The organism is Streptomyces sp. NPDC058773, assembly GCF_042746015.1.
In the GTDB taxonomy this organism is placed as follows: domain Bacteria; phylum Actinomycetota; class Actinomycetes; order Streptomycetales; family Streptomycetaceae; genus Streptomyces.
In genome coordinates this window covers 55,956-75,943 of sequence record NZ_JBHYPE010000030.1, presented here as the reverse complement: position 1 = coordinate 75,943, position 19,988 = coordinate 55,956, and the positions used below count along the sequence as shown (strand labels likewise).

The window sequence follows — 19,988 nt, the reverse complement described above, 5'->3', positions numbered from 1 at the left end:
GGGCGGGGTGAGGGGGCCGGCAGTCACGGTGCGGCTGTCCCGCTATCTGCTGGCCCGCATGTCAAGGTGTTCGACGTGAACAAGCGGCGACCGGTCCACTGGAGCATCCGCGGCCCGGCTGCCGCCAGAGACAACGACCAGGCAAGCCACCCCGCCTTCAGGTACAGGACGGCGGAGACCGACACCCGCGTCCGCCACCTGCTGCCCGCCCCTGCCCGCGCCACGAACCGGGAGATCCAACCGTGACAACACCCGACGAGCTCGCCAGCGTCCGCTACATCGTCGACGACGTGGCCGCCGCGGTCGACTTCTACACCACCCACCTCGGCTTCACGCTGCACACCAACCCCGCGCCTGCCTTCGCCGACGTGGTCCGCGGCCCGTTGCGGCTGCTGCTGTCCGGGCCGGCAAGCTCCGGCGCCAGGGCCACGCCCGATGACGCCGACGCGCCCGGCCGCAACCGCATCCACCTCGTTGTCGACGACCTCGACAACGAGATCGGCCAACTGCGCACCGCCGGGCTCTCCTTCCGCAGCGACGTCATCGCGGGCCCTGGTGGACGCCAGATCCTGCTCACCGACCCGGCCGGCAACCTCATCGAACTGTTCGAACCTGCCCCGCGCTGAGCAGTTTCCGAGAGCCGCCAGCAGCTCAGCTCACATCAAGATCAACGGAAGCACTGCCGCCTTCTCCGTGTCACTACGGAGACCCGGTCAAGGACGGCTCACGAGACCTGGCGCGGCAAGACCGGCTGCGCTTGCCACTGCTGCCCCGCCCCGGGACCGGCCAGGAGGGCGAGACCGACATGTTCGCCGCGGTACGCGAGGACGGCGGGTTCACGCCCGACTGTCGAGTGGCCCGCCACCGGCCTGAGAAACATCCATCGCCTGGGCCGCGCATATCAGTGTCTGCGCACCGACTTCTCCGGGGAGCCTCCATGCACACCTCTGTTAAGTGCCGTCGCACCCGGTCACGCGTGACTCTGGCAGCGACGGTCACCGCAACTGGCCTGCTGCTGGCTGCCTGCGGCGGCGATGGCGCACCGCCCGGACGACCCACGGAAAGCGGAAAGATCACTCTGACCGAAATAGACTATTACAGTTCCGCCCCCGGGCGGAGTGCCATGGCCAAGCAGCTCACCCGGTGCGGCAAGCCGGCGGGGGTTGCCATCAACCGGCAGATTGTGCCGGACCTGCGCACAAAAGTGCTGCAGTTGGCGAACAGCCGGGCACTGCCGGACCTCATTCTCCTGGACAATCCTGATCTGCAGCAGCTCGCCGCCACCGGAGCGCTCGCCGACCTCGGCAAGGCCGGTGTGAAGACCGACGGACTGTATCCGAACATCGTCGCCGCAGGTAAATACCGGGGTAAGCAGTACGGTGTGGCGCCCGGTGTGAACCAACTGGCGCTCTACTACAACACGTCGATGCTTGAGAAGGCGGGCGTCAAGCCGCCTGCCACATGGGATGAGTTGCGCATCGCGGCCAAGAAACTGACTCAGGGCGACAAGGTGCACGGAATCGGCTTTGCCGTGCCGGCCACCGAAGAAGGCAGTTTCCAGTTCGAGTCCTTCTTCTTCAGCGCCGGCGCTTCCCTGAAGAAGCTCGATTCACCGGAGGCTGTGTCGGCGCTGACGCTCCTGAAGGACCTGGTCTCCTCCGGTTCGGCACCCAAGGACGTGCTCAGCTGGAATCAGATGAATGTCGGGGAGCAATTCGCAAACGGTTCGCTGGCTATGATGATCAACGGTCCCTGGGAGCTGCCCCTGCTACGAAAGGCAGGCATGAAGGATTTCGGTATCGCGCCGGTGCCCGCCCCGGCCGGGGGAACCTCTTCCGGTGCGCTCGGCGGCGAGGTGTGGGCGGCCAGAAACAGTGGGGGCAAGTCCCGCAAGGCAGCCGAGGTCATCAAATGCCTGGTGTCGAAGGGAAACAGTCTGAAGTGGGCCAAGCTCACCAATTACGTGCCGTCCGACCCGAAAGTGGCCGCGAAATTCAGTGCCGCTGTGCCCACGATGAAGACATTCGTGGAGACCATCGGAAGCGCCAAGAGCCGCACGGCGGAAGTCGGGCCGGACTATCCGAAGTACTCGCAGGCGCTGTGGACCGCGGTGCAGGCAGCACTGTCAGGGAGCAAGTCGCCCCGCACGGCGCTGACTGACGCACAGAAGCAGGCGACGCAATGAGCACCGAGCCGCTCCCCCATGGGTGGTACACGGCCGCCTTCCCGGAGAGGTAGCCGTGGTTCCGGCACTGCCCAAGCACTCGGCGTCAGTCGTCGGCTGCAAAAGGCTGCCGCCGGACCGTTCCGTGGCGCGGGCGGCTCGCAGACGGCTCGGGATCGGGTTCATCGTGCCGGTCGTCCTCTTCGTCGCGGTGTTCCACCTCTATCCGCTGGCCCGCAATGTGGTGCTGTCCTTCCAGGACTACGACATCAATTCCCTTTACAGCGGCAACGCCCCGTTCATCGGCCTCGGCAACTACCGCCGGCTGCTGAGCACCCCCGCCTTTGCCACTGCCGCCGTCAACACCGTGGTTTTCGTTGCGGGCTCGCTCTTCTTCCAGTTCACGATCGGCCTGGGGCTCGCGGAGTTCTTTCGCCGCTCGTTCCCGCTCAGTCCGCTGTTGCGGTCGCTCGTGCTGATCCCCTGGCTGTTGCCCCTGGTCGTCTCCGGCACGTTGTTCCGATGGCTGCTCGACACCAGCAACGGCGTCGTCAACCAGATCCTGCTCACCCTCCATCTGGTCCAGGGCCCGGTGCCGTGGCTCAACACCCCCGACACCGCGATGGCTGCGGTGCTGATCTGCAACATCTGGATCGGTGTGCCGTTCAACATGGTGATCCTCCACAGCGGGCTGCAGGCCATCCCGACGGAACTGTATGAAGCGGCTTCCCTGGACGGCGCCGGCCACTGGCAGCAGTTCCGCTATGTCACGCTGCCCCAGATCAGACCCGTGATCGGCATCGTCGTGACGCTCGGCCTGATCTACACGCTCAAGGTCTTCGACGTGATCTGGGTGATGACCAAGGGCGGACCGGCGAACGCCACCCACACCATCACCACCTACGCCTACCAGCTGTCCTTCGGCGGGCTGTCGGAGTTCGGTCTCGGAGCGGCCGCGGGCAATCTGCTCATCATCGTGGCCGCCGTCTTCGCCCTGCTGTACCTGCGCGCGCTGCGCGCTGATCCCGGAGCCCGCGCATGACCGCCGCCCGCGCCGCGCGGAGCCGGCCCGCCACGGTCCGCGGCGGACGGAGCCGGGCGGCCGTATCCACCTGGGCGAAATCCGCGTTCGGTGTCGTCGTCGTCGCCCTCATGCTGTTCCCGCTGTACTGGATGGTGAACGCGTCCTTCCAGACCAATCAGCAGTTGGCCCGGCCGGCACCGCACTGGCTTCCCCTCGGCGGCACACTCAACGGCTACCGGGACGCGCTGTCCCAGCAAGGCGGCCATCTCCTGGCATCCTTGATCATCGCCTCGGGCGCCACGGTCCTGACGCTGGCCCTGGCCGCGCCGGCGGCCTACGCGCTGGCGCAGCTGCGCTCCCCGGGCGGCAGAACGCTACTGAGCGTGCTGCTGGTCGTCCAGCTCGTGCCCGGCATCGTCATGGCCAACGCGCTGTACCAGATCTTCGCCTCCGTCCAGATCCTCAACTCGGCCCTGGCGTTGATCCTGGCCGACGCCACGCTCGCCGTCCCCTTTGCCGTGCTGATCCTGCGGGCCTTTATGACCGCCATCCCCCGGTCCCTGCTGGAGGCAGCGGCGTTGGACGGCGCAGGCGCGGTACGCACCTTCTGGCAGATCGTGCTTCCCATATCCCGTAACGCGCTGATCACCGCAGGCCTTTTCGCGTTCCTCTTCGCATGGGGCGACTTCCTGTTCGCCGCCACGCTCAACCTCAACACCACCACGTGGAAGCCGGTCACGCTGGGGCTGTACGACTACATCGGTGCCGGCACCAACATCACCACCTGGAACTCGGTGATGGCCACCGCCGTCATCTCCTCCCTGCCCGCCGCGCTGCTCCTGACCATTGCCCAGCGGCACATCGCTGCCGGAGTCACCAATGAAGCGGTCAGGGACTGACCGCGCCGTGGACCGCCACTCACGCCCCTGCACCGCCACCGCCCCGTACAACGCCCTGTGAAAAGGAGCAGCATGTCTCCGCCCGACGGCACAAGGCCCGCCGCCTCCGCCTCCACGCCCGACGCGGCCGGGACCTGCTCCCGGCCTCCTGCCTCCGCCCGTCCGGCCGTCTGCCTCAGGTTCGGTGACGCCGAGCACGTACTGCGGGTGGAGCCCTGGGGAGCCGACAGCGTCCGGGTGCGCTCGGCCCGGCATCGGGTGCGCGACGACCTGCCGGGAGCCTTGAGTGCGCCCCCTGCCACCGCGCCCGCAGAATTGGCTGTGGGTCCCCACGGCAGCCGGGTCCTCACCGTCGGGCGGCTGCAGGTAGAACTGTCCGCCCAGGGCCACCTGCGTTTCGCGCGCACACAGGACGGAACCGAGCTGCTGCGGGAGTCCGTCGGTCACTTCGCCTGGCCCGGTCCCCGCACGTTCACACCGGTCGCCGAGGGCCGCTATCAGCTGGATCAGCGCTTCGCCGCCTATGACGGTGAACGGTTCTTCGGGCTGGGCCAGCACTCCCACGGGCGCCTCGACCACAAACACATGGTGATCGACCTGGTGCAGCGCAATGGGGAGGTCACCATCCCCTTCACCCTGTCCTCCCGGGGCTACGGTCTGCTGTGGAACCTGCCCGCCGTCGGACGTGTGGAGTTGGCCGCCAATCAGACCCGGTGGGTCGCCGACGCCGCCGATCAGATCGACTACTGGATCACCACCGGTCCGACTCCCGCCGGCATCATGGCCAACTATGCCGATGCCACCGGGCACGCTCCCGTGCTGCCGGAATGGGCCCTGGGCCTGTGGCAGTCCCGCCTGCGTTACCGGACGCAGGAGGAACTGCTGGACGTCGCTCGCGAATACCGGCGCCGGGGACTTCCGTTGTCGGTCATCGCCGTGGACTTCTTCCACTGGCCGCATCTGGGGGACTGGCGCTTCGATCCTGCCGACTGGCCGGACCCGGCCGGCATGGTGGCGGAATTGGCGAGTATGGGGGTAAGGCCGCTGGTGTCCGTGTGGCCGTCCGTCAGCGTCGTGAGCGAGAACTACTCCCACATGCGGGATGAGCGGCTGCTGCTGGGAACGGAGCACGGCCAGCCTTTCCAGCATGTCTTCCCCGACAGTCAGGCCGACGACAAGTCCCTGCCCGTGGTGTTCTACGACCCCACCGACGAAAGGGCTCGTGACTACATCTGGAGCCGTATCAAGCGCAACTACTACGATCTCGGCTTCCGGCTGTGGTGGCTGGACGCCTGTGAACCAGAGATGTACCCCGAACAATTCGGCAACCTGCGTTACGCGGCGGGGCCCGGCCGGGCGGTGGCCAACTTGTATCCGCGCGAACATGCGCGCGGATTCTTCGAGCACATGCGGGCCGAAGGCGAAGACGTTCCCGTCAGCCTGGTGCGTTCCGCCTGGTCCGGCAGCCAGGCCTATGGGGCGGCTCTGTGGTCGGGGGACATCCCGGCCACCTTCGAGGCACTCGCGGCGCAGGTGCGCGCCGGGCTGAGCGCGGGCCTGAGCGGCATTCCGTGGTGGACCACCGACATCGGCGGTTTCCACGGTGGCGACCCGGACGACCCCGATTACCGGGAGTTGCTCATCCGCTGGTTCCAGTTCGCCGTCTTCTGCCCGCTGCTGCGGATGCACGGCCACCGCGAGCCGCGGGACGCCTTCGCCACCGGCCGAAGCGGAGGACCCAACGAACTGTGGTCCTACGGGCAGGATGCCTACCGGATCCTGACCCGGCAGCTGCGGCTACGCCAGGACCTTCGTGCGTATCTTCACCGTCAGATGGTCACCGCGGCCGACTGCGGTGCACCTGTGATCCGGCCGCTGTTCTTCGACTTTCCCGACGAGCCGGCCGCGTGGACGGTCGAGGACCAGTTCCTGTGCGGCCCGGACCTGCTGATCTCGCCGGTGACCCGGCTCGGGGAACGCCGCCGGCGGGTCCACCTGCCGGCCGGTGCCGCCTGGAGGGCCGCCGCCACGGGAACTGACCATGACGGCGGCCAGACCATCACAGCTGACGCTCCACTGGAGTGCATCCCCGTCTTCGTACGTCGCGGATCCACCCTGGATGTGAGTTTTCCGGGCTGAACAAGGGACCTCCGCAGCGTCACCGGGGGCGTCGGTCGCACGGCCGCACTCGGCTGTGCGCACTCCCGGGCAGCCGGTCCCGCGGAGGAATCTCCGGGAAACCGTCCATGGCCGACGACGCCCGTTCTGATCGTGTCCCTCGTGTCCGTGGCCGACGATTCCGACCGGATCTGCCTTGCTCCCTGGGCGTCCGTGCAGCTTGTTCGATTCTTTTCGCGCATGCACTATGGGACTGTGAGTAATGGTGCTCGGGTGAATTGAGCAAAAATGGCCACTTCCGTGGGGGAAAATGGTCACTCTGGGTGGTTGAACGATGTCCCCGTGGCCATCATCAGCGTGGGGGGCACGATCACAGGGTGGAGTGAAGAGGCTCGGAAACTGCTCGGCTATCGCCCCCAGGAGGTGGTCGGACACCCCGTCTCGGACCTCTTGGTCAACGGGGAGTACCCCCAGGTGGCCGGGCCCTGCCTGAGCGAAGCCCGGGAGTGGAGCGGCACAGCGGCAGTCCGGCACCGCGATGGCCACCGCGTCCATCTGCCCCTGCGCCTTCATCCGACCTTCTCCGGCGACGAAACGACCCAGGCATTCGTCGTGACCGCCACCGCGGGTGCGGGCGAGGCGGAGTCCGGCCGACGGATGGTGGAGTGGGCGTTCGCCCAGTCCTCCGTTGCGCTCTCCACCTACAGCACCACGTCACGCTCATGGCAGTGGAACGCGGTCGCGTACGGGGGCGAGCAGCCCTCGCCGACAGGGCACAGGACGAGCAGCCCCACCTGCGGCGACAGGGTGCAGACGGCCGCAGGGCGAACCGGTGCTGTCGAATCCGGGCCGGGGCAGGCGGCTGAAGCGGGCGCCTGGCCCTACGCGGACCTGCTGGGCGGAGGCCTCTGTGACGAGGGGTTTTTGCGATGCGTCCGCCGGGTCGCCGAGGAGGCCACGCCGAGCCGCTATGAGCACCTTGCCCCGGCCACACCGTCCGCTCACGAGCGTGCCTGGACCATCGAGATGTGGCCCGTCCGCAGCCCCGACACCGGTGAGGTGGCCGGTGTCGGGGCTGCGGCGTTCGACAGTACCGAGCAGGTTGCCGCACGGCAGCGCCTGGCCCTGCTGAACGAAGCGGGCAGCCGTATCGGGACCACCCGGAATGTCCGGCGCGCGGTTCAGGAACTCGCTCACCTGGCCGTTCCGCGGTTCGCCGACTCCGTCAGTGTGGACCTGCTCGACTCCGTGGCCCGTGGGAGGGAACCGCCGCCCGGTCCGGCCGACGCCGCCGTGGTGTTGCGTCGGGTCGCACACCGGACCGCCGACGGCGTGCCCGAAGCCGACACCGAGATCGGCGGGGCCCACACGTGTCCCCCGCGCTCGCCCCCCGCACGTGCCCTGACAAGCGGTCGAACGGTGCTGTGCGGAACGGACGACCCCGACTTCACCCGAGGGGGCGCCGCCGGCCTGGGAGGCTCCGCTCCCCAGGCGGAGCACGGATTCCACTCGATCATGGCTACCCCGCTGCGAGCGCGGGGCCTGACCCTCGGAGTCGTGGTCTTCGCCCGCGCAGCGGGCTCGAAACCCTACGAGCAGGATGATCTGCTCCTCGCCGAGGAGCTCGCGAGCCGGGCGGCCGGCATTGTGGACGACGCGGGCCGTTTCTCCCGGGAGCGCGCCAATGCCCTGACCCTCCAGCACAGTCTGCTGCCCCGTCACTTCCCCAAGCAGGCGGCCGTCGAGGTGGCGCACCGCTATCTGCCCATCGGCAGGGGGGCCGAAGTGGGCGGCGACTGGTTCGACGTGGTCCCCCTGTCGGGCACTCGCGTCGCTCTGGTCGTCGGCGACGTGGTCGGCCACGGCATCCACGCCTCGGCCGCCATGGGCCGACTGCGTACAGCGGTGCGCACGCTCGCCGGAGTCGACCTGCCTCCGGACGAGTTGCTCACCCACCTCGACGAACTGGTCACCCACCTGGCCTCGGACAACGACGTCCGGAATGAGCCCGACCCCGGTCAGATCGGCGCGACCTGCCTCTACGCGGTCTACGACCCGGTCTCCCGCATCTGCACCATGGCCAGCGCCGGCCATGTCCCACCCGTCGTGCTCTTCCCCGACGGCACGGCCACAGTGGTCCAGCTCACCCCCGGGCCGATTCTGGGAGTCGGCGGCCTGCCTTTCGAGCCCACCGAGCTGGAGCTCCCCGAGGGAAGCCTGCTCTCCCTCTACACCGACGGCCTGATCGAAGCCCGCGGCCACGATCTCGGTGTCGGCCTGGAACGTCTCCGCACAGCCCTGGCTTCCGCCGAACCCTCGCTGGACGTCACCTGCGACATCATCCTCAGAGCCTTGCTGCCCGAGAGCCCCGCCGACGACGTGGCTCTGCTCCTGGCACGCACCCGCGCCCTGCACACCGATCAGGTCGCCGCCTGGTCGCTGCCGTCAGATCCCGCCATCGTGGCCGATGCCCGGGCACAGGCCTCCCGTCAGCTGGCGACCTGGGGGCTCACCGACGCGGCGTCCATCACCGAACTGGTGGTGAGCGAACTGGTCACCAACGCCATCCGCTACGGCGACGCCCCCATCGGGCTACGGCTGATCCGGGACCGGACCCTGATCTGCGAGGTCTCCGACGCCAGCAGTACCTCCCCCCATCTACGCCGTGCCCGCACCTACGACGAAGGGGGACGAGGACTGCACATGGTGACCCAGCTCACCGAAGGCTGGGGCACCCGCCAGAACCCCACCGGCAAGACCATCTGGGCCGAACAACGTCTCCCAGCTGACGGACCATGACGGAGCGCACAGTCAACCTGGCAACAGGACCCGGCGCCCAGCCCCATAGTGGTGCTGCGGCCCGCGACCTGACACATACGCTCGCACTGCTCTACCCACCGTCCGGCGCCCACCGGGACTACCCGCCGGTGCAGCTCGCCTTCGTCGGCGGGGTGGCGGAAACCGCCACCACATACGGCTACGACCTGCTGCTCACGCCCTGCAAGTCGGGGAAGGACCCCGCGTTCCGGCGGATGGTCAGTGAACGGCGCGTGGACGGAGTGATCGTGATGGAGGTCCGCCGGGAGGACGACCGCATCCAGCACCTCACGGAAGCGGCCTTCCCCTTCGTCGCCATCGGCCGGAACAGCGGAACCGACGGGGTCGGCTGGGTCGATCTCGACTTCGCCGGCCTGGCGAGCGGATGCGTTCGGCACCTGACCGAACTGGGCCACCGCAGGATCGCCTTCGTCAACAAGTCGGAGCAGATCGTCAACAACGGGTACGGGTACGCCCTGCTCGGGAGCGAGGGCTACACCGAGGCGATGACGGAGATGGAACTGACCCCGCGTGCGTACCCCAGCGGCGACGATGTCGGCGCCGGGGAGGATGTCGTGGAACGGATCTTGCAGGACGATCCGGCCACCACGTCCCTGGTCGTCATGAACGAAGCCGCCCTGGAGGGCATCTACCGCGGGCTGACCCGTCACGGCCGCAGCGTACCGCGCGACTTCTCGGTCGTCGGCGTGGCGGCCAGCCGCTGGGCGGAACAGGTGAGCCCGCCGCTGACCGCATCCGAGATACCGGCCAAGGAGATGAGCCGGATCGGCGTCGACCTGATGGTGGAGCGGCTCACCTCGCCTGCCTCGTCACCCCGGCACGTTCTGCTGAAACCGCTGATCACTCTGCGCGCCAGCACCGGTCCCTGTCGGCCGGTTCTCGCTTCGGAGCCCGGTCTGGACGACCAATTCCCTGGTCTGGACTTCTGACCCTCCCAAGGCCCTCTACTGGAGCGGCGGAGGCCGGGTCACCAAGGGGCACCTGCGGGCCCAGTTCGAGTTCTGAGCCTGACATGGGAGGCCCGGAAGAAATGCCGGCCCGGTGGTCCTGGTGCCGGATGAGGCTCAGCGCCGCGCATGGCGGATCTTCAGGCGTCCGAAGCTCATGGTTCCGAGGATCCGGATTCTCGGCCCGTCGGGGCCGGAGCGCGGCCGGGTCTTGTGGAGCGGGACCTTCCACCCGGTGTGAAGGTCCTCGATGTCGACGATCGCGTCGCGAGGCACCGTGATCTTGGCCTTGCCGGTGCCGAGTTGCAACTCGATGTCGACCACCGGATGCTCGATGACCGCCCGGGACAGGTCCAGGTGCACCCTTCCGAACGCGGAAGCGACCTTGAGGGCCCGAGGTACCCGCCATACGCCGCGCCGCTGGATCCGTCCGCCGGCGGCGGCAATTGTGGATGTGGTGGCCGCCCTCTCCTGCGGAAGCGGGGCCAGAGCGGACGCGAGTTCGCTGGGTGTCTTCGCACTGAGGACCTGGTCGAGGGCTTCGTCCAGCTTCTCGTGCGAGATGTGCCCCTCGGCGTACGCCGCCTGGAGGCGCTGTACGGCCCTGTCGCGGTCGTCTTCGCTGAGCGGTAACGGCGGGTCTTCCGGCGGAGAGGTCACGTTCTCACTCTAAGGCCCGGCCGGCGGATCCTGGGCGAAAATCAGGCGGCAGTCGGAGACCGAGCGTCCTAACGTGCAGGCATGACACCTTCACTTGAGCGTCCCCCCTTGCAGGCCGATGAGCGCACCGCGCTCATCGGCTGGCTGGACCTCCAGCGACAGATCCTGCGATGGAAGTGCGATGGCCTGAGCGAGGCCGACGCGCACCGTTCCGTCATCCCGACCTCGCCGGCGATGACGATGGCCGGGCTTATCAGCCACATGCGGTGGGTCGAGCACACCTGGCTGGAGGTGGTTTTCCTCGGCGGCGACAAGACGCAGAACCCGTCCTTCGACGAGACGGACGAGGGCGCCGACTGGCGCACCGATGGCGTCCCGCTGAAGCACCTGCTCGTGCAGTACGAGGCCCAGTGCGCCCGCAGCAACGAGATCGTGGCCGCGGCCTCCCTGGACGACATTGGCCGTCACCCCGACTTCCACGCCGGCAGCGCCAACCTCCGTTGGATGCTCATCCATCTCGTCGAGGAGACCGGGCGACATGCGGGACACGCGGACATCGTGCGGGAGCTGCTCGACCAGGTGAAGGGGTACTACTAGGTTCTGTCGCTCCGATCTTGGAGAGCAAGGTCAGGATAAGCAGGCCGTCGCCTCCAGCGTGTGCATCGTGAAGCTCCACATTTTGGTCCGGAGGTGCCATGCCCCTGCACATGAAGTTGACCGCGATAACACTCGACTGTCCTGATCCGCTGGCTCTGGCGGCCTTCTACCAGGCGGCAACCGGCCTCGAACCCCACCCGAAATCGGATGCCGACTTCGCTGGTCTCAGCCGTGAGGACGGACTCGTCATCGGCTTTCAACGGGTCGACGACTACCGGGCTCCACGCTGGCCCGACCAATCTGTTCCCCAACAGTTCCACCTCGACTTTGCGGTCGAGGACCTGAACGAGGCCGAGGCCCGGCTACTGGAGTTGGGCGCGAGCAAACCGGAGCATCAGCCGGGTGAGGACAGGTGGCGAGTCTTCACCGATCCGGCGGGGCATCCGTTCTGCCTGGTCCGGCGCTGAGGACGGATCGCCGGTTCAGTCGATTCCGCAGGAGATCACGATCGGAGCCAGATGAGAAGGGCGGCGGCAGTGACAGTGCCAAGGTAGACATATCCTCGCTTGTCGTAGCGGGTTGCGACGGCCCTGAACTGCTTGAGCTTTCCGATGGCCCGCTCCACCGTGTTGCGATCTTTGTACCGGTCTTTGCCGAAGCCCGGAGGGCGCCCGCCTCGTGAACCCTTGCGCAGCCGGGCGGCCTTGTGGTCCTTCTTCTCCGGGATCACGTGCCAGGCGCCGCGCCCGCGGAGGTCAGTCAGCCCGCTGTCCTGGCGTGATGAGCAGGGACAGCGGGCGGCAGCAGCCCTCCGCAGCAAGGTGGATCTTGGTGGTCGGTCCGCCCCGGGAGCGGCCAAGGACCTCGCCCGCCGCACCGCCTGCTCCAGGAGGAGCCGCATGGTGATGTGTACGCGCATGTGAACCGGTCTTCGTGGCGCCCCCTTTGGGGAGCCGGGTGGGACGGGTGGCAGGTAGCAACACGCTCCGAGGCTGACCGAGACTCGTTGCCCGCGTGCACCACGAAGCGTCTGCTGGTCAGACGGGATCGGTGAACGAGATCGGCTTGCCGGTGGTGTGGGCGTATGCGATCTCCCTGCTCGTGGACTCGCCGATATACCCGCCTGGGTTGACGACCAGAACCCGGTCAGCCAGGTCGATCTTGCGCAGGTGGAGGGCGTCCAGCGCGGTCTTCTGCTCGTTGGTGATCAACTCGTCCTCGGCGCGCAGGAAGACGCCTGGCGCGACGACGATGACACCTGCGAAGGTCAGATCACGGTTCGCCGCGCTCATCTCGTCCACGAACCGGGTGGAGCCGCAGATGAAGACAATCTCAGGTCGGTCGGGCACGGCTCAGTCCTTCGGGTCGAACGGGAATCCGTCAATGTGCGCGTAGACATCACAGACAGGCATACGAGCCAACAGGTTACGCAGCCCGCGCCGCCCGCCTCGCACCCGCGCCTCGGCGCTCCGTGCTGCCGGGTCCCGCAGCCCTAAACGAGACTGCGGGCGCTCCAGAGTTCGGGGAAGACGGGGCGGGCGGCGCGCTGTTCCAGCCAGTGCAGGCCCGTTGAGCCGCCGCTGCCCGTCTTGGCGCCCATCGCGCGGCGCACCACCAGCACATGGTCGGTGCGCCAGCGCTGGACCAGTTCGGCGAGGTCGGTGAGCGCCTCGCCCAGGGCCGGCAGCGGGTCGTGCCGGGGGCCGGCGTAGACGCGTCGCCAGGCCTCCTCGACGTCGGGGTCTGGTTCGTAGGGCGTGGCCGGGGGGCGTTCCAGGACGTGTGCGGGGACGGGGAGGCCCCGGCGGTGCAGGTAGGCCAACACCTCGTCGTAGAGCGACGGTTGGGAGAAGGACTCGCACAGCTCCGCGTGGACCGCCGAGTGGCCGCGGTGCGGGTGGATCATTGCCTCGGACTTGTCGCCGAGCAGGAACTCCAGGTGGCGGTACATCACTGACTGGAAACCGGATGCCCGGCCGAATGCTGCCCGGAAGTTGTTGAATTGGCGGGGGGTCAGTTCTGCGATGGGTGCCCATGAGGCGTTGAGTGCGCGGTGGGCGCGCAGACTGCGGCGCAGGGCGTCCATCGCCGTGTCGTAGTCGTCCTTCCGCAGTGCATCGCGGGCGGTGCGTCCCTCGTGGACGAGCAGGGTGAACCAGAGTTCCATCACCTGCGTGGTGACCAGGAACGGCATCTCCTCCGGTGCGTCGGTCAGGGGCTGCTGCAGAGAGGACAGCACGGAGGCGTGGATGTAGCTCTCGTAGGGGGACGGGCCCTCGAACGGCAGGAGGGCATCGTCTTCCGGGAGGACGGCGGGTCCGGGAATGCGGTGGGACATCGGGGTTCACCTCGTTCGGGAACATGACGGGAGCGGGGGGCTCGGACCGGAGTGCGGACGCGGTTCAGGCGTCGAAGTCGAGAGCGACCTCGTCCGAGGCGGGCTGCGCGCGGCAGGCCAGGGTGTAGCCGGCCGCGAGTTCTGCCGCACCGAGGGCGTATTGGCGGCCCAGGGTGACCCGGCCCGTGGTCACCCTGGCGCGGCAGGAGCCGCACAGACCGTCGCGGCAGGAGTACGGGGTCTCGGGCCGGGCCCGTAGTACCGCATCGAGCAGCACCCGGTCCTCGGCCGCCATGGCGGTCACGGTCGTCCGGCCGGCGAGCCGCGCGGTGATCCGGCCGGGCCGGGACCGGTCCGGGACCGCGGCACGGTCCGGGGCTTGCTCGCCCGTGGTGAACAGTTCACGGCGTACCCGGTCCGGGTCGTTGCCCCACTCGGTGAGCGTGCGGCGGGCCGAGTCGACCAGCGCCCAGGGCCCGCACAGGTAGAAGTACGTCTCCCCGCCCGGCTCGGCGCCCAGGAGCGCCAGCAGCCCGGTCAGCCGGTGGGCGTCGAGGTGGCCGGAGAGCAGTGCGGACTCCCGCGTCTCCCGGGAGAGCACATGCAGCGCGAAGAACCGCTCGGTGTACGCGTCCTTGAGGTCGGCCAGTTCGTCCGCGAGCAGCACCGAGCCGGAGTCGCGGTTGGCGCAGATCAGGGAGACCCGGCAGGCCGCGTCCTCCCGCAGGGCCGCCGCCGCCATGGTGAGCAGCGGGGTGATTCCGCTGCCGCCCGCGATCAGCACATGGTGTGCTCCCGGGCGCGCCGCGAGCTGGAACTCGCCTGTGGGAGGCCCGAGTTCGAGGGTGTCCCCCACGGTCAGCGCGGTCGTGGCGTACTCCGCGAAGCCGCCGGGCCCCAGGCGCTTGACCACCAGACGCAGACCGGAACGCCACCGGGGCGGCAGGCACACCGAGTAGCTGCGCCGCAGTTCCCGGCCGTTCAGCACGTGGCGGACGGTCACATGCTGTCCCGGCCGGAGGGCGAAGGTGTCGGCGAGCGGGGGCGGGACGTGCAGGGTGAGGGCGACCGCGTCGTCGGTCAGGTGGGTCACGTCGGTCACCGGCAGGCGGTACCAGCCCGCGGCCCGGCCTTTCAGATCCGTCATGCCGGCCTCACACCGCCTTCAGGTGGGCGAAGCTCTCCCGGCAAGCCGTGCACACCAGCACGGACTGGCACCGGGTGGCTCCGAAGGGGCTCTGTGGGCGGGTCGCGTGGGAACCACAGGACGGGCACGGCACGCCGAGCCCCAGCCGGACCGGAAGCGGCGCTCCGGACTCGCCCGGTGGCGCGATGCCGTGCTCGGCGAGCTTGCGCCGGCCTTCGGCACTGATCCAGTCCGTGGTCCAGGCCGGCGCGAGCACCTGCCGGACCCGTCCTGTGGGGTGGCCGCACTCGGCCAGCACGTCCCGGATGCCCGCCACGATGGCCGGCATGGCCGGGCAGCCCAGGAACGTCGGCGTCACGATGACCTCCACCGTGCCGTCCGGGGCCGTCTCCACCGCGCGGACGACCCCCAGATCGGCAAGGGTGACCATGGGCAGCTCGGGATCGGGCACGGCGCCCACCCGTGCCCGGATCTCCTCGGTACCCGGCACCGGGGCCGCGCTCACCACGTGCCCCCGGGGTACTGGTGGTACACCGACCGGAACTCGGCCAGCAACGGACCGAGTGCCTCGGTGTGCAGCCCGGACCGGCCGCCGGTCGCCCGCCACGACGGGGACGGCAGGTCCAGCCCCGCCTCGGTCAGGACGGCCGCCATGTCCTTCTCCCATGGCTCCCGCAGCCGCGCCGGGTCGACGCCCGTCCCGTTGGCCGCCAGCCGTCGCGTCAGCTCGTCCGGCTCGAACAGCTCGGCCGCGTACGGCCGGACGAGCGCGACGCCTGCCCGGATGCGACGGTGGCTCTCCGCCGTGCCGCGGCCCAGCAGCACCGTCCACCGGGCGGCGTGCATGCGGTGGTACTCGACCTCCTTGGCGGCCCGGGCGGCGAATCCCGCCAGCTCCGTGTCGTGGGAGCGGGTCAGCTCGGTGTAGAGCAGTCCGGCGTACACCGCGTACACCAGTTGCCGGGCGATGGTCACCCCGAAGTCGCCGTTGGGCAGTTCCAGCAGGAGTGCGTTGCGGAACGCCCGCTCGCCTCTGCGGTAGGCGAGGTCGTCGTCACTGCGTCCGGTGCCGTCGAGCCGGCCGCTGTGGGCGAGGAGGACCCGGGCGTGGCCGAGCAGGTCCAGGGCGATGTTGGACAGCGCCAGGTCCTCCTCGATGGTCGGGGCGTGCGTCACCCAGGCACACAGCCGCTGGCACAGCACCAGCGCGTCGTCGCCCAGCCGCAGTGCGTACTCGGCGACATCCGTGTCGAGGTCAACCGCCATGGCTCTCCCCCTCGTTGAGCGGCACGTAGTACTCGGGGTAGCGGTACGGCTTGCCGGACGCGCCCGCGAAGTACGGGTCCTTCTCCTCCGGCGAGGAGGCGCGCACCGCCTCGGAGGGGACCACCCAGAGGGACACCGGCTCGCCCCGGCGGGTGTACAGGTCCCGGGCGTTGGCCAGTGCCATGTCGGCGTCGGCGCCGTGCACCGAGCCGACGTGCTGATGGGCCAGTCCGCGCCGCGGCCGGAGGAACACCTCCCACGGGGTCCGCAGGTGTGCGGGCCGCTCGCTCATGAGGTCTCCTCCTCTTCACGGCGTGCCGCGGAGTACGCCGCATAGGCGTCGACGGCTTCGCGCACCCATGTGCCGTTCTCGTGTGCCGCCACGCGATGGGCCAGCCGTTGCCGGGCGCAGGCCGAATCGTCGCCGAGCACGTCCCGGAACTGCTGCCAGTCGACCGGGCTGAAGTCGTAGTGGCCGCGGTCCTCGTTCCAGCGGATCGCCGGGTCGGGCAGGGTCACCCCGAGCCGCTCGGCCTGCGGCACACAGTTGTCGACGAAGCGCTGCCGCAGCTCGTCATTGGTGTGCTGCTTGATGCCCCAGGCCATCGAGCGCCGGCTGACGGCCGCGCCCATGGCGGCGGTGCGCGCGTCCGCCCCGCCCGCCACGGTGTCGGGCGGGCCGAACATCAGCGCCACCGCCGGCAGCCACCAGCGGTTGACCGCGTCCTGAGCCATCTCCTGCTGCTCCGGTGTCCCCTGGCGCAGCGACCACAGGACGTCGTAGCCCTGCCGGACGTGGAACGCCTCCTCCTGGCACACCCGTCGCATGGCCCGCGCGTACGGGCCGTACGAGGTGTGGCACAGCGGGGCCTGGTTGACCACCGCGGCGCCGTCCGTCAGCCATGCGATGGCTCCGGTGTCGGCCCAGGTCAGGGCGGGGTGGTTGAAGGTGGCCGCATAGCGCTGGTGGCCGCGGTGCAGGGCGTCGAGCAGGTCCGCCCGGTCCACGCCCAGCGTCTCGGCGGCCGCGTAGAGGTACAGCCCGTGGCCGGCTTCGTCCTGCACCTTCGCCAGGAGGCTCGCCTTGCGGTGCAGCGAGGGCGCGCGGGTGAGCCAGGCGCCCTCCGGCTGCATGCCGATGATCTCGGAGTGGGAGTGCTGGGCGATCTGGCGCAGCAGCATGCGGCGGTAGCCGTCGGGCATCCAGTCGCGTGGCTCGATCTGCTCGCCGGCGGCCAGGAGCGCCTCGAAGTGCGCATGGAGGTCGTCCTCACTCGGCCCGTGCACCGTGCCTCCTTCGTCGGTGGTGACGGGTCTTCCCCAGCCCTTGCGTCCGAGGGTCCGGCACGTCGGCGACGAGTTCCGGGACGGGACGGACGGGTGGGGGAAAACCCGCTTCACCTGCTCAGGAGTGCGCCGCCCGGGCCGTCAATCCCTGGGCGGCGGGTGACGAAGGCCACGCGGGCCGGACGGAGTGCCGGCCGGCCGCCGCGCCTCTACTCACGGCAAGGACCCCGCCAAGGAAGGGCAACGCATGAGTACCGTACGGGAGATGCTGGTCGAGCTGACCGGCACTCGGGAGTTCGCCGACGCCCTCGGTGAGGACACCGATCTCAGTGCCAGCGGGATCGACTCGGGAGACCTGGTGCGTCTGGTCCTGCTCATCGAGCAGCACACCGGGGTGGAGGTCACCGGTGAGGACATGGAGGGGCTGATCACCCTCGGCGACTACGAGCGCTTCGTCGCCGAGCGCGGCGGCGCCTCCCCCGGCGGCGCCTGATGTGGCTCACCCAGCTCCTGGAGCGCAACGCGCAGTGTTTCCCGCACCGCACGGCGCTGGTGGACGAGCACCGCTCGGTCACCTGGGCCGAGTTGCGGGACCGGACCGGGTGCCTGGCGCACGGGCTGGCCGCGCGCGGCATCGGGCGCGGCGACCGGGTGGCGGTGCTCTCGCTGGACCGCATCGAGGTCCTGGAGACGTACTTCGCGCTGGCGCGCCTGGGGGCGCTCTTCGTGCCCCTCAACCACAGCCTGACGCCCACCGAGGTGACGGGCATCGTGGAGCGCACCGAGCCGGTCGCGGTGATCGGTGAGGCGGCGCTGCTGGACCGCCACCCCGATCTGCCGGTGCGCCTGCGTCTCGCCCTGGACGGCGCGGAGTTCGCCGCGCTCGGCGCGGAGTCGACGGGCGCCGAAGCGCTGCCGGACATCCCGGACGACGCGCTCGCGGCGATCCTGCACACCTCGGCGACCACCGGCCGGGCCAAGGGCGTCACCGTCGACCACGCCTCCTTCCGGGCCATCGCACTCGGCTGGCTCGCCGTGGCCCGGCCCGACGACGGCATGGTGCTGGTCAACTGCTGCCCGCTCTACCACGGCAGCATGGTGGTGTCGCTGACCTATATGGCCGCGGGCGCCACCGTGGTGTTGCTGCCGGGGTTCACACCGCAGAGCGCATGCGCAGCGATCGAGGCCCACCGGGCCACTCACATCTGGCTCGTACCGCAGATGCTGCGCTTCCTCCTCCGTACGAAGGGCTTCGAGCGCACCGATGTGTCCTCCCTGCGCGAGGTCCTCTACGGGGCCTCGCCGATGCCCGTCGATGTCTACGCCGAGGCCGCCCGCCGGCTCCGCTGCGGCTTTCGCCAGGTCTACGGCATGACCGAGGTCGGCGGCCCGTTCGTCACCCTCGGCCCGGAGGAACACCCGGCACCGGAGGGCATGGCCGAGCGGCTCCCGAGCGGACGTGTCATCCCCGGGATGTCCGTCCGCGCCCTCGACCAGCACGGCCGGGAAATGGCGCCGGGCGCCATCGGCGAGATCGGTGTCCGCGGGCCCGGGGTGATGCGCGGCTACTGGAACGACGAGGCGGCCACCGCCGAGATCACGGTCGACGGCTGGACCCGCACCGGCGACCTCGGCTTCCTCGACCCCGACGGCCGAATTCACCTCGTCGACCGCAGCAAGGACCTGATCATCCGCGCCGGGCAGAACGTCTACCCGACCGAGATCGAACGGGCCCTCACCGCCCATCCCGCGGTGCACGACGCCGCCGTCATCGGCATCCCGGACGACGACTACGGCCAGGTTCCGCTCGCCTTCGTCGTGGCCGGAGCCGGCGTGAACACCGCGGAGTTGCTGCGGCACGCCGCCGAGCGGCTGGCCCCCTACAAGCGGCCCCGGCGCATCGCCTTCATCGACCAGGTGCCGAGGAACGGGGCCGGGAAAGTGCTCAAGAAGCTGCTCCGGGAGTAGGGCACCGGAGATGGCAGTCGTGTCCGCCGATGACCGGGCGCGGGCCGGGCGGCAGGTGCTCGCGCTCGGGCCGGTCCTCGCCGCGTCCGGACTCGCCCTGGGCACCGCCCTCGACGGGGAGGGCGCGGCCCGGCCGGCGGGGCCCGGGGAGGCCCGGCTCGCGGCCGCGTTGCCGCCCGTACGCCGCCGCGACTTCCTCGCCGGCCGGTGTGCAGCGCGGCGCGCGCTGGGCGCCGCCGGACTGCCCGCCGGGGAGATCCTGCGCGACGGCCGCCGGCCGGTGCTGCCGGGCGGCCACCCCGGGTCGATCAGTCACTCCGGTGGCCTGGCGGTGGCCGTCGTCGCCGCCCGGCAGCACTGGCGCGCGCTCGGCTGCGACCTGGAGCTGCGCGGTCTGCCACCGGAGGCCGCCCGTCTGGTGCTGGGGCCGGGCGAACGCCGCCGGGTGATGGACGGCGCCGCCTCCCCGGAGGGGGCCGCCTACCGCGTACTGGCGGCGTTCTCGGCCAAGGAGGCGGCGTTCAAGGCATGTGCCGCGCTGCTGCCCGCGTCGGACGCGCCCGCCTCCTTGCTCGACCTCACCCTCCGGCGGGTGCCGGGCGGCTTCCTCGCCCGGCCCGGCGTGCCCGGCTGTCCGCCGCTGGAGGTGCGGGTGCATCCGGTCGGCCCCGGGGTCTTCAGCTGGACGGCCGTGCGGGCCCGCCCCGCGTAGCAGCGGTTCTTGTGGCGGGGCCC

General features: G+C 69.8%; 20 protein-coding genes and 1 pseudogene. 12 read left to right on the top strand and 9 right to left on the bottom strand.

Annotated features, from left to right (window positions below):
• Positions 1-242: 242 nt before the first annotated feature.
• The 7 genes from ACFW5B_RS24280 to ACFW5B_RS24250 all read left to right on the top strand — a co-directional run bounded on the left by ACFW5B_RS24280 (position 243) and on the right by ACFW5B_RS24250 (position 9,972).
• Positions 243-626: a VOC family protein gene (locus ACFW5B_RS24280; protein ID WP_386443263.1), complete on the top strand. Its 384-nt coding sequence runs from the start codon at positions 243-245 to the stop codon at positions 624-626.
• 497 nt (positions 627-1,123) lie between these two features.
• Positions 1,124-2,185: an extracellular solute-binding protein gene (locus ACFW5B_RS24275; protein ID WP_386443260.1), complete on the top strand. Its 1,062-nt coding sequence runs from the start codon at positions 1,124-1,126 to the stop codon at positions 2,183-2,185.
• 124 nt (positions 2,186-2,309) lie between these two features.
• Entirely contained in the window at positions 2,310-3,206 is an 897-nt protein-coding gene (locus tag ACFW5B_RS24270) for a carbohydrate ABC transporter permease (RefSeq protein WP_386443257.1), read from the top strand.
• A complete protein-coding gene (locus tag ACFW5B_RS24265) occupies positions 3,203-4,087 on the top strand; it encodes a carbohydrate ABC transporter permease (protein ID WP_386443254.1) in 885 nt (294 codons plus the stop codon). The genes ACFW5B_RS24270 and ACFW5B_RS24265 overlap by 4 nt, the downstream gene beginning before the upstream one ends.
• 72 nt (positions 4,088-4,159) lie before the next feature.
• A complete protein-coding gene (locus ACFW5B_RS24260; RefSeq protein WP_386443251.1) occupies positions 4,160-6,226 on the top strand; it encodes a TIM-barrel domain-containing protein in 2,067 nt (688 codons plus the stop codon).
• A gap of 321 nt (positions 6,227-6,547) precedes the next feature.
• A complete protein-coding gene (locus ACFW5B_RS24255) occupies positions 6,548-9,004 on the top strand; it encodes a SpoIIE family protein phosphatase (RefSeq protein ID WP_386443248.1) in 2,457 nt (818 codons plus the stop codon).
• Entirely contained in the window at positions 9,001-9,972 is a 972-nt protein-coding gene (locus ACFW5B_RS24250; protein WP_386443246.1) for a LacI family DNA-binding transcriptional regulator, read from the top strand. The genes ACFW5B_RS24255 and ACFW5B_RS24250 overlap by 4 nt, the downstream gene beginning before the upstream one ends.
• Positions 9,973-10,107: 135 nt before the next feature.
• Here the strand turns inward: ACFW5B_RS24250 and ACFW5B_RS24245 are convergent, their stop codons facing one another.
• The gene (locus ACFW5B_RS24245) at positions 10,108-10,650 is read right to left on the bottom strand and encodes a DUF1707 domain-containing protein (RefSeq protein WP_386443243.1); all 543 of its coding nucleotides are present in this window, start codon (positions 10,648-10,650) and stop codon (positions 10,108-10,110) included.
• Between the two features lie 81 nt (positions 10,651-10,731).
• Between ACFW5B_RS24245 and ACFW5B_RS24240 the strand changes: the two genes are divergently transcribed.
• Both ACFW5B_RS24240 and ACFW5B_RS24235 read left to right on the top strand, forming a co-directional pair.
• Positions 10,732-11,247: a DinB family protein gene (locus tag ACFW5B_RS24240; protein WP_386443241.1), complete on the top strand. Its 516-nt coding sequence runs from the start codon at positions 10,732-10,734 to the stop codon at positions 11,245-11,247.
• A 98-nt stretch (positions 11,248-11,345) separates the two neighbouring features.
• Positions 11,346-11,714 carry a VOC family protein gene (locus ACFW5B_RS24235; protein ID WP_386443238.1) on the top strand — a complete coding sequence of 123 codons (369 nt, stop codon included), beginning with the start codon at positions 11,346-11,348 and terminating at the stop codon, positions 11,712-11,714.
• A gap of 35 nt (positions 11,715-11,749) precedes the next feature.
• Here the strand turns inward: ACFW5B_RS24235 and ACFW5B_RS24230 are convergent.
• The 8 genes and pseudogenes from ACFW5B_RS24230 to paaA all read right to left on the bottom strand — a co-directional run.
• Positions 11,750-12,215, bottom strand: a pseudogene (locus ACFW5B_RS24230) (hypothetical protein); the annotation flags it as partial.
• 69 nt (positions 12,216-12,284) lie between these two features.
• The gene (locus ACFW5B_RS24225) at positions 12,285-12,596 is read right to left on the bottom strand and encodes a hypothetical protein (protein WP_386443235.1); all 312 of its coding nucleotides are present in this window, start codon (positions 12,594-12,596) and stop codon (positions 12,285-12,287) included.
• A 143-nt stretch (positions 12,597-12,739) separates the two neighbouring features.
• Positions 12,740-13,585 carry a tryptophan 2,3-dioxygenase gene (locus ACFW5B_RS24220; protein ID WP_386443232.1) on the bottom strand — a complete coding sequence of 282 codons (846 nt, stop codon included), beginning with the start codon at positions 13,583-13,585 and terminating at the stop codon, positions 12,740-12,742.
• A gap of 64 nt (positions 13,586-13,649) precedes the next feature.
• Positions 13,650-14,732, bottom strand: a complete 1,083-nt coding sequence (locus ACFW5B_RS24215) for a 2Fe-2S iron-sulfur cluster-binding protein (RefSeq protein WP_386443229.1) — start codon at positions 14,730-14,732, stop codon at positions 13,650-13,652.
• A 7-nt stretch (positions 14,733-14,739) separates the two neighbouring features.
• Positions 14,740-15,240, bottom strand: a complete 501-nt coding sequence (paaD, locus tag ACFW5B_RS24210) for a 1,2-phenylacetyl-CoA epoxidase subunit PaaD (RefSeq protein ID WP_386443226.1) — start codon at positions 15,238-15,240, stop codon at positions 14,740-14,742.
• The gene (gene paaC / locus ACFW5B_RS24205; RefSeq protein WP_386443223.1) at positions 15,234-15,998 is read right to left on the bottom strand and encodes a 1,2-phenylacetyl-CoA epoxidase subunit PaaC; all 765 of its coding nucleotides are present in this window, start codon (positions 15,996-15,998) and stop codon (positions 15,234-15,236) included. The genes paaD and paaC overlap by 7 nt, the downstream gene beginning before the upstream one ends.
• Positions 15,988-16,290 (bottom strand): 1,2-phenylacetyl-CoA epoxidase subunit PaaB, encoded by a 303-nt coding sequence (gene paaB, locus ACFW5B_RS24200; RefSeq protein ID WP_386443220.1) that lies wholly within the window; start codon positions 16,288-16,290, stop codon positions 15,988-15,990. The genes paaC and paaB overlap by 11 nt, the downstream gene beginning before the upstream one ends.
• Positions 16,287-17,285 carry a 1,2-phenylacetyl-CoA epoxidase subunit PaaA gene (gene paaA / locus ACFW5B_RS24195; protein WP_386443217.1) on the bottom strand — a complete coding sequence of 333 codons (999 nt, stop codon included), beginning with the start codon at positions 17,283-17,285 and terminating at the stop codon, positions 16,287-16,289. The genes paaB and paaA overlap by 4 nt, the downstream gene beginning before the upstream one ends.
• A 247-nt stretch (positions 17,286-17,532) precedes the next feature.
• Here paaA and ACFW5B_RS24190 point away from each other — a divergent pair, with 247 nt between their 5' ends.
• From ACFW5B_RS24190 to ACFW5B_RS24180, 3 genes are read left to right on the top strand one after another with little or no spacing between them, the layout of a single operon-like run.
• Positions 17,533-17,778: an acyl carrier protein gene (locus ACFW5B_RS24190; protein ID WP_386443213.1), complete on the top strand. Its 246-nt coding sequence runs from the start codon at positions 17,533-17,535 to the stop codon at positions 17,776-17,778.
• A complete protein-coding gene (locus ACFW5B_RS24185) occupies positions 17,778-19,253 on the top strand; it encodes a class I adenylate-forming enzyme family protein (protein WP_386443210.1) in 1,476 nt (491 codons plus the stop codon). Before ACFW5B_RS24190 ends, ACFW5B_RS24185 begins: the two co-directional genes overlap by 1 nt.
• 10 nt (positions 19,254-19,263) lie before the next feature.
• Positions 19,264-19,965 carry an enterobactin synthetase gene (locus ACFW5B_RS24180; protein WP_386443207.1) on the top strand — a complete coding sequence of 234 codons (702 nt, stop codon included), beginning with the start codon at positions 19,264-19,266 and terminating at the stop codon, positions 19,963-19,965.
• Positions 19,966-19,988 lie beyond the last annotated feature (23 nt).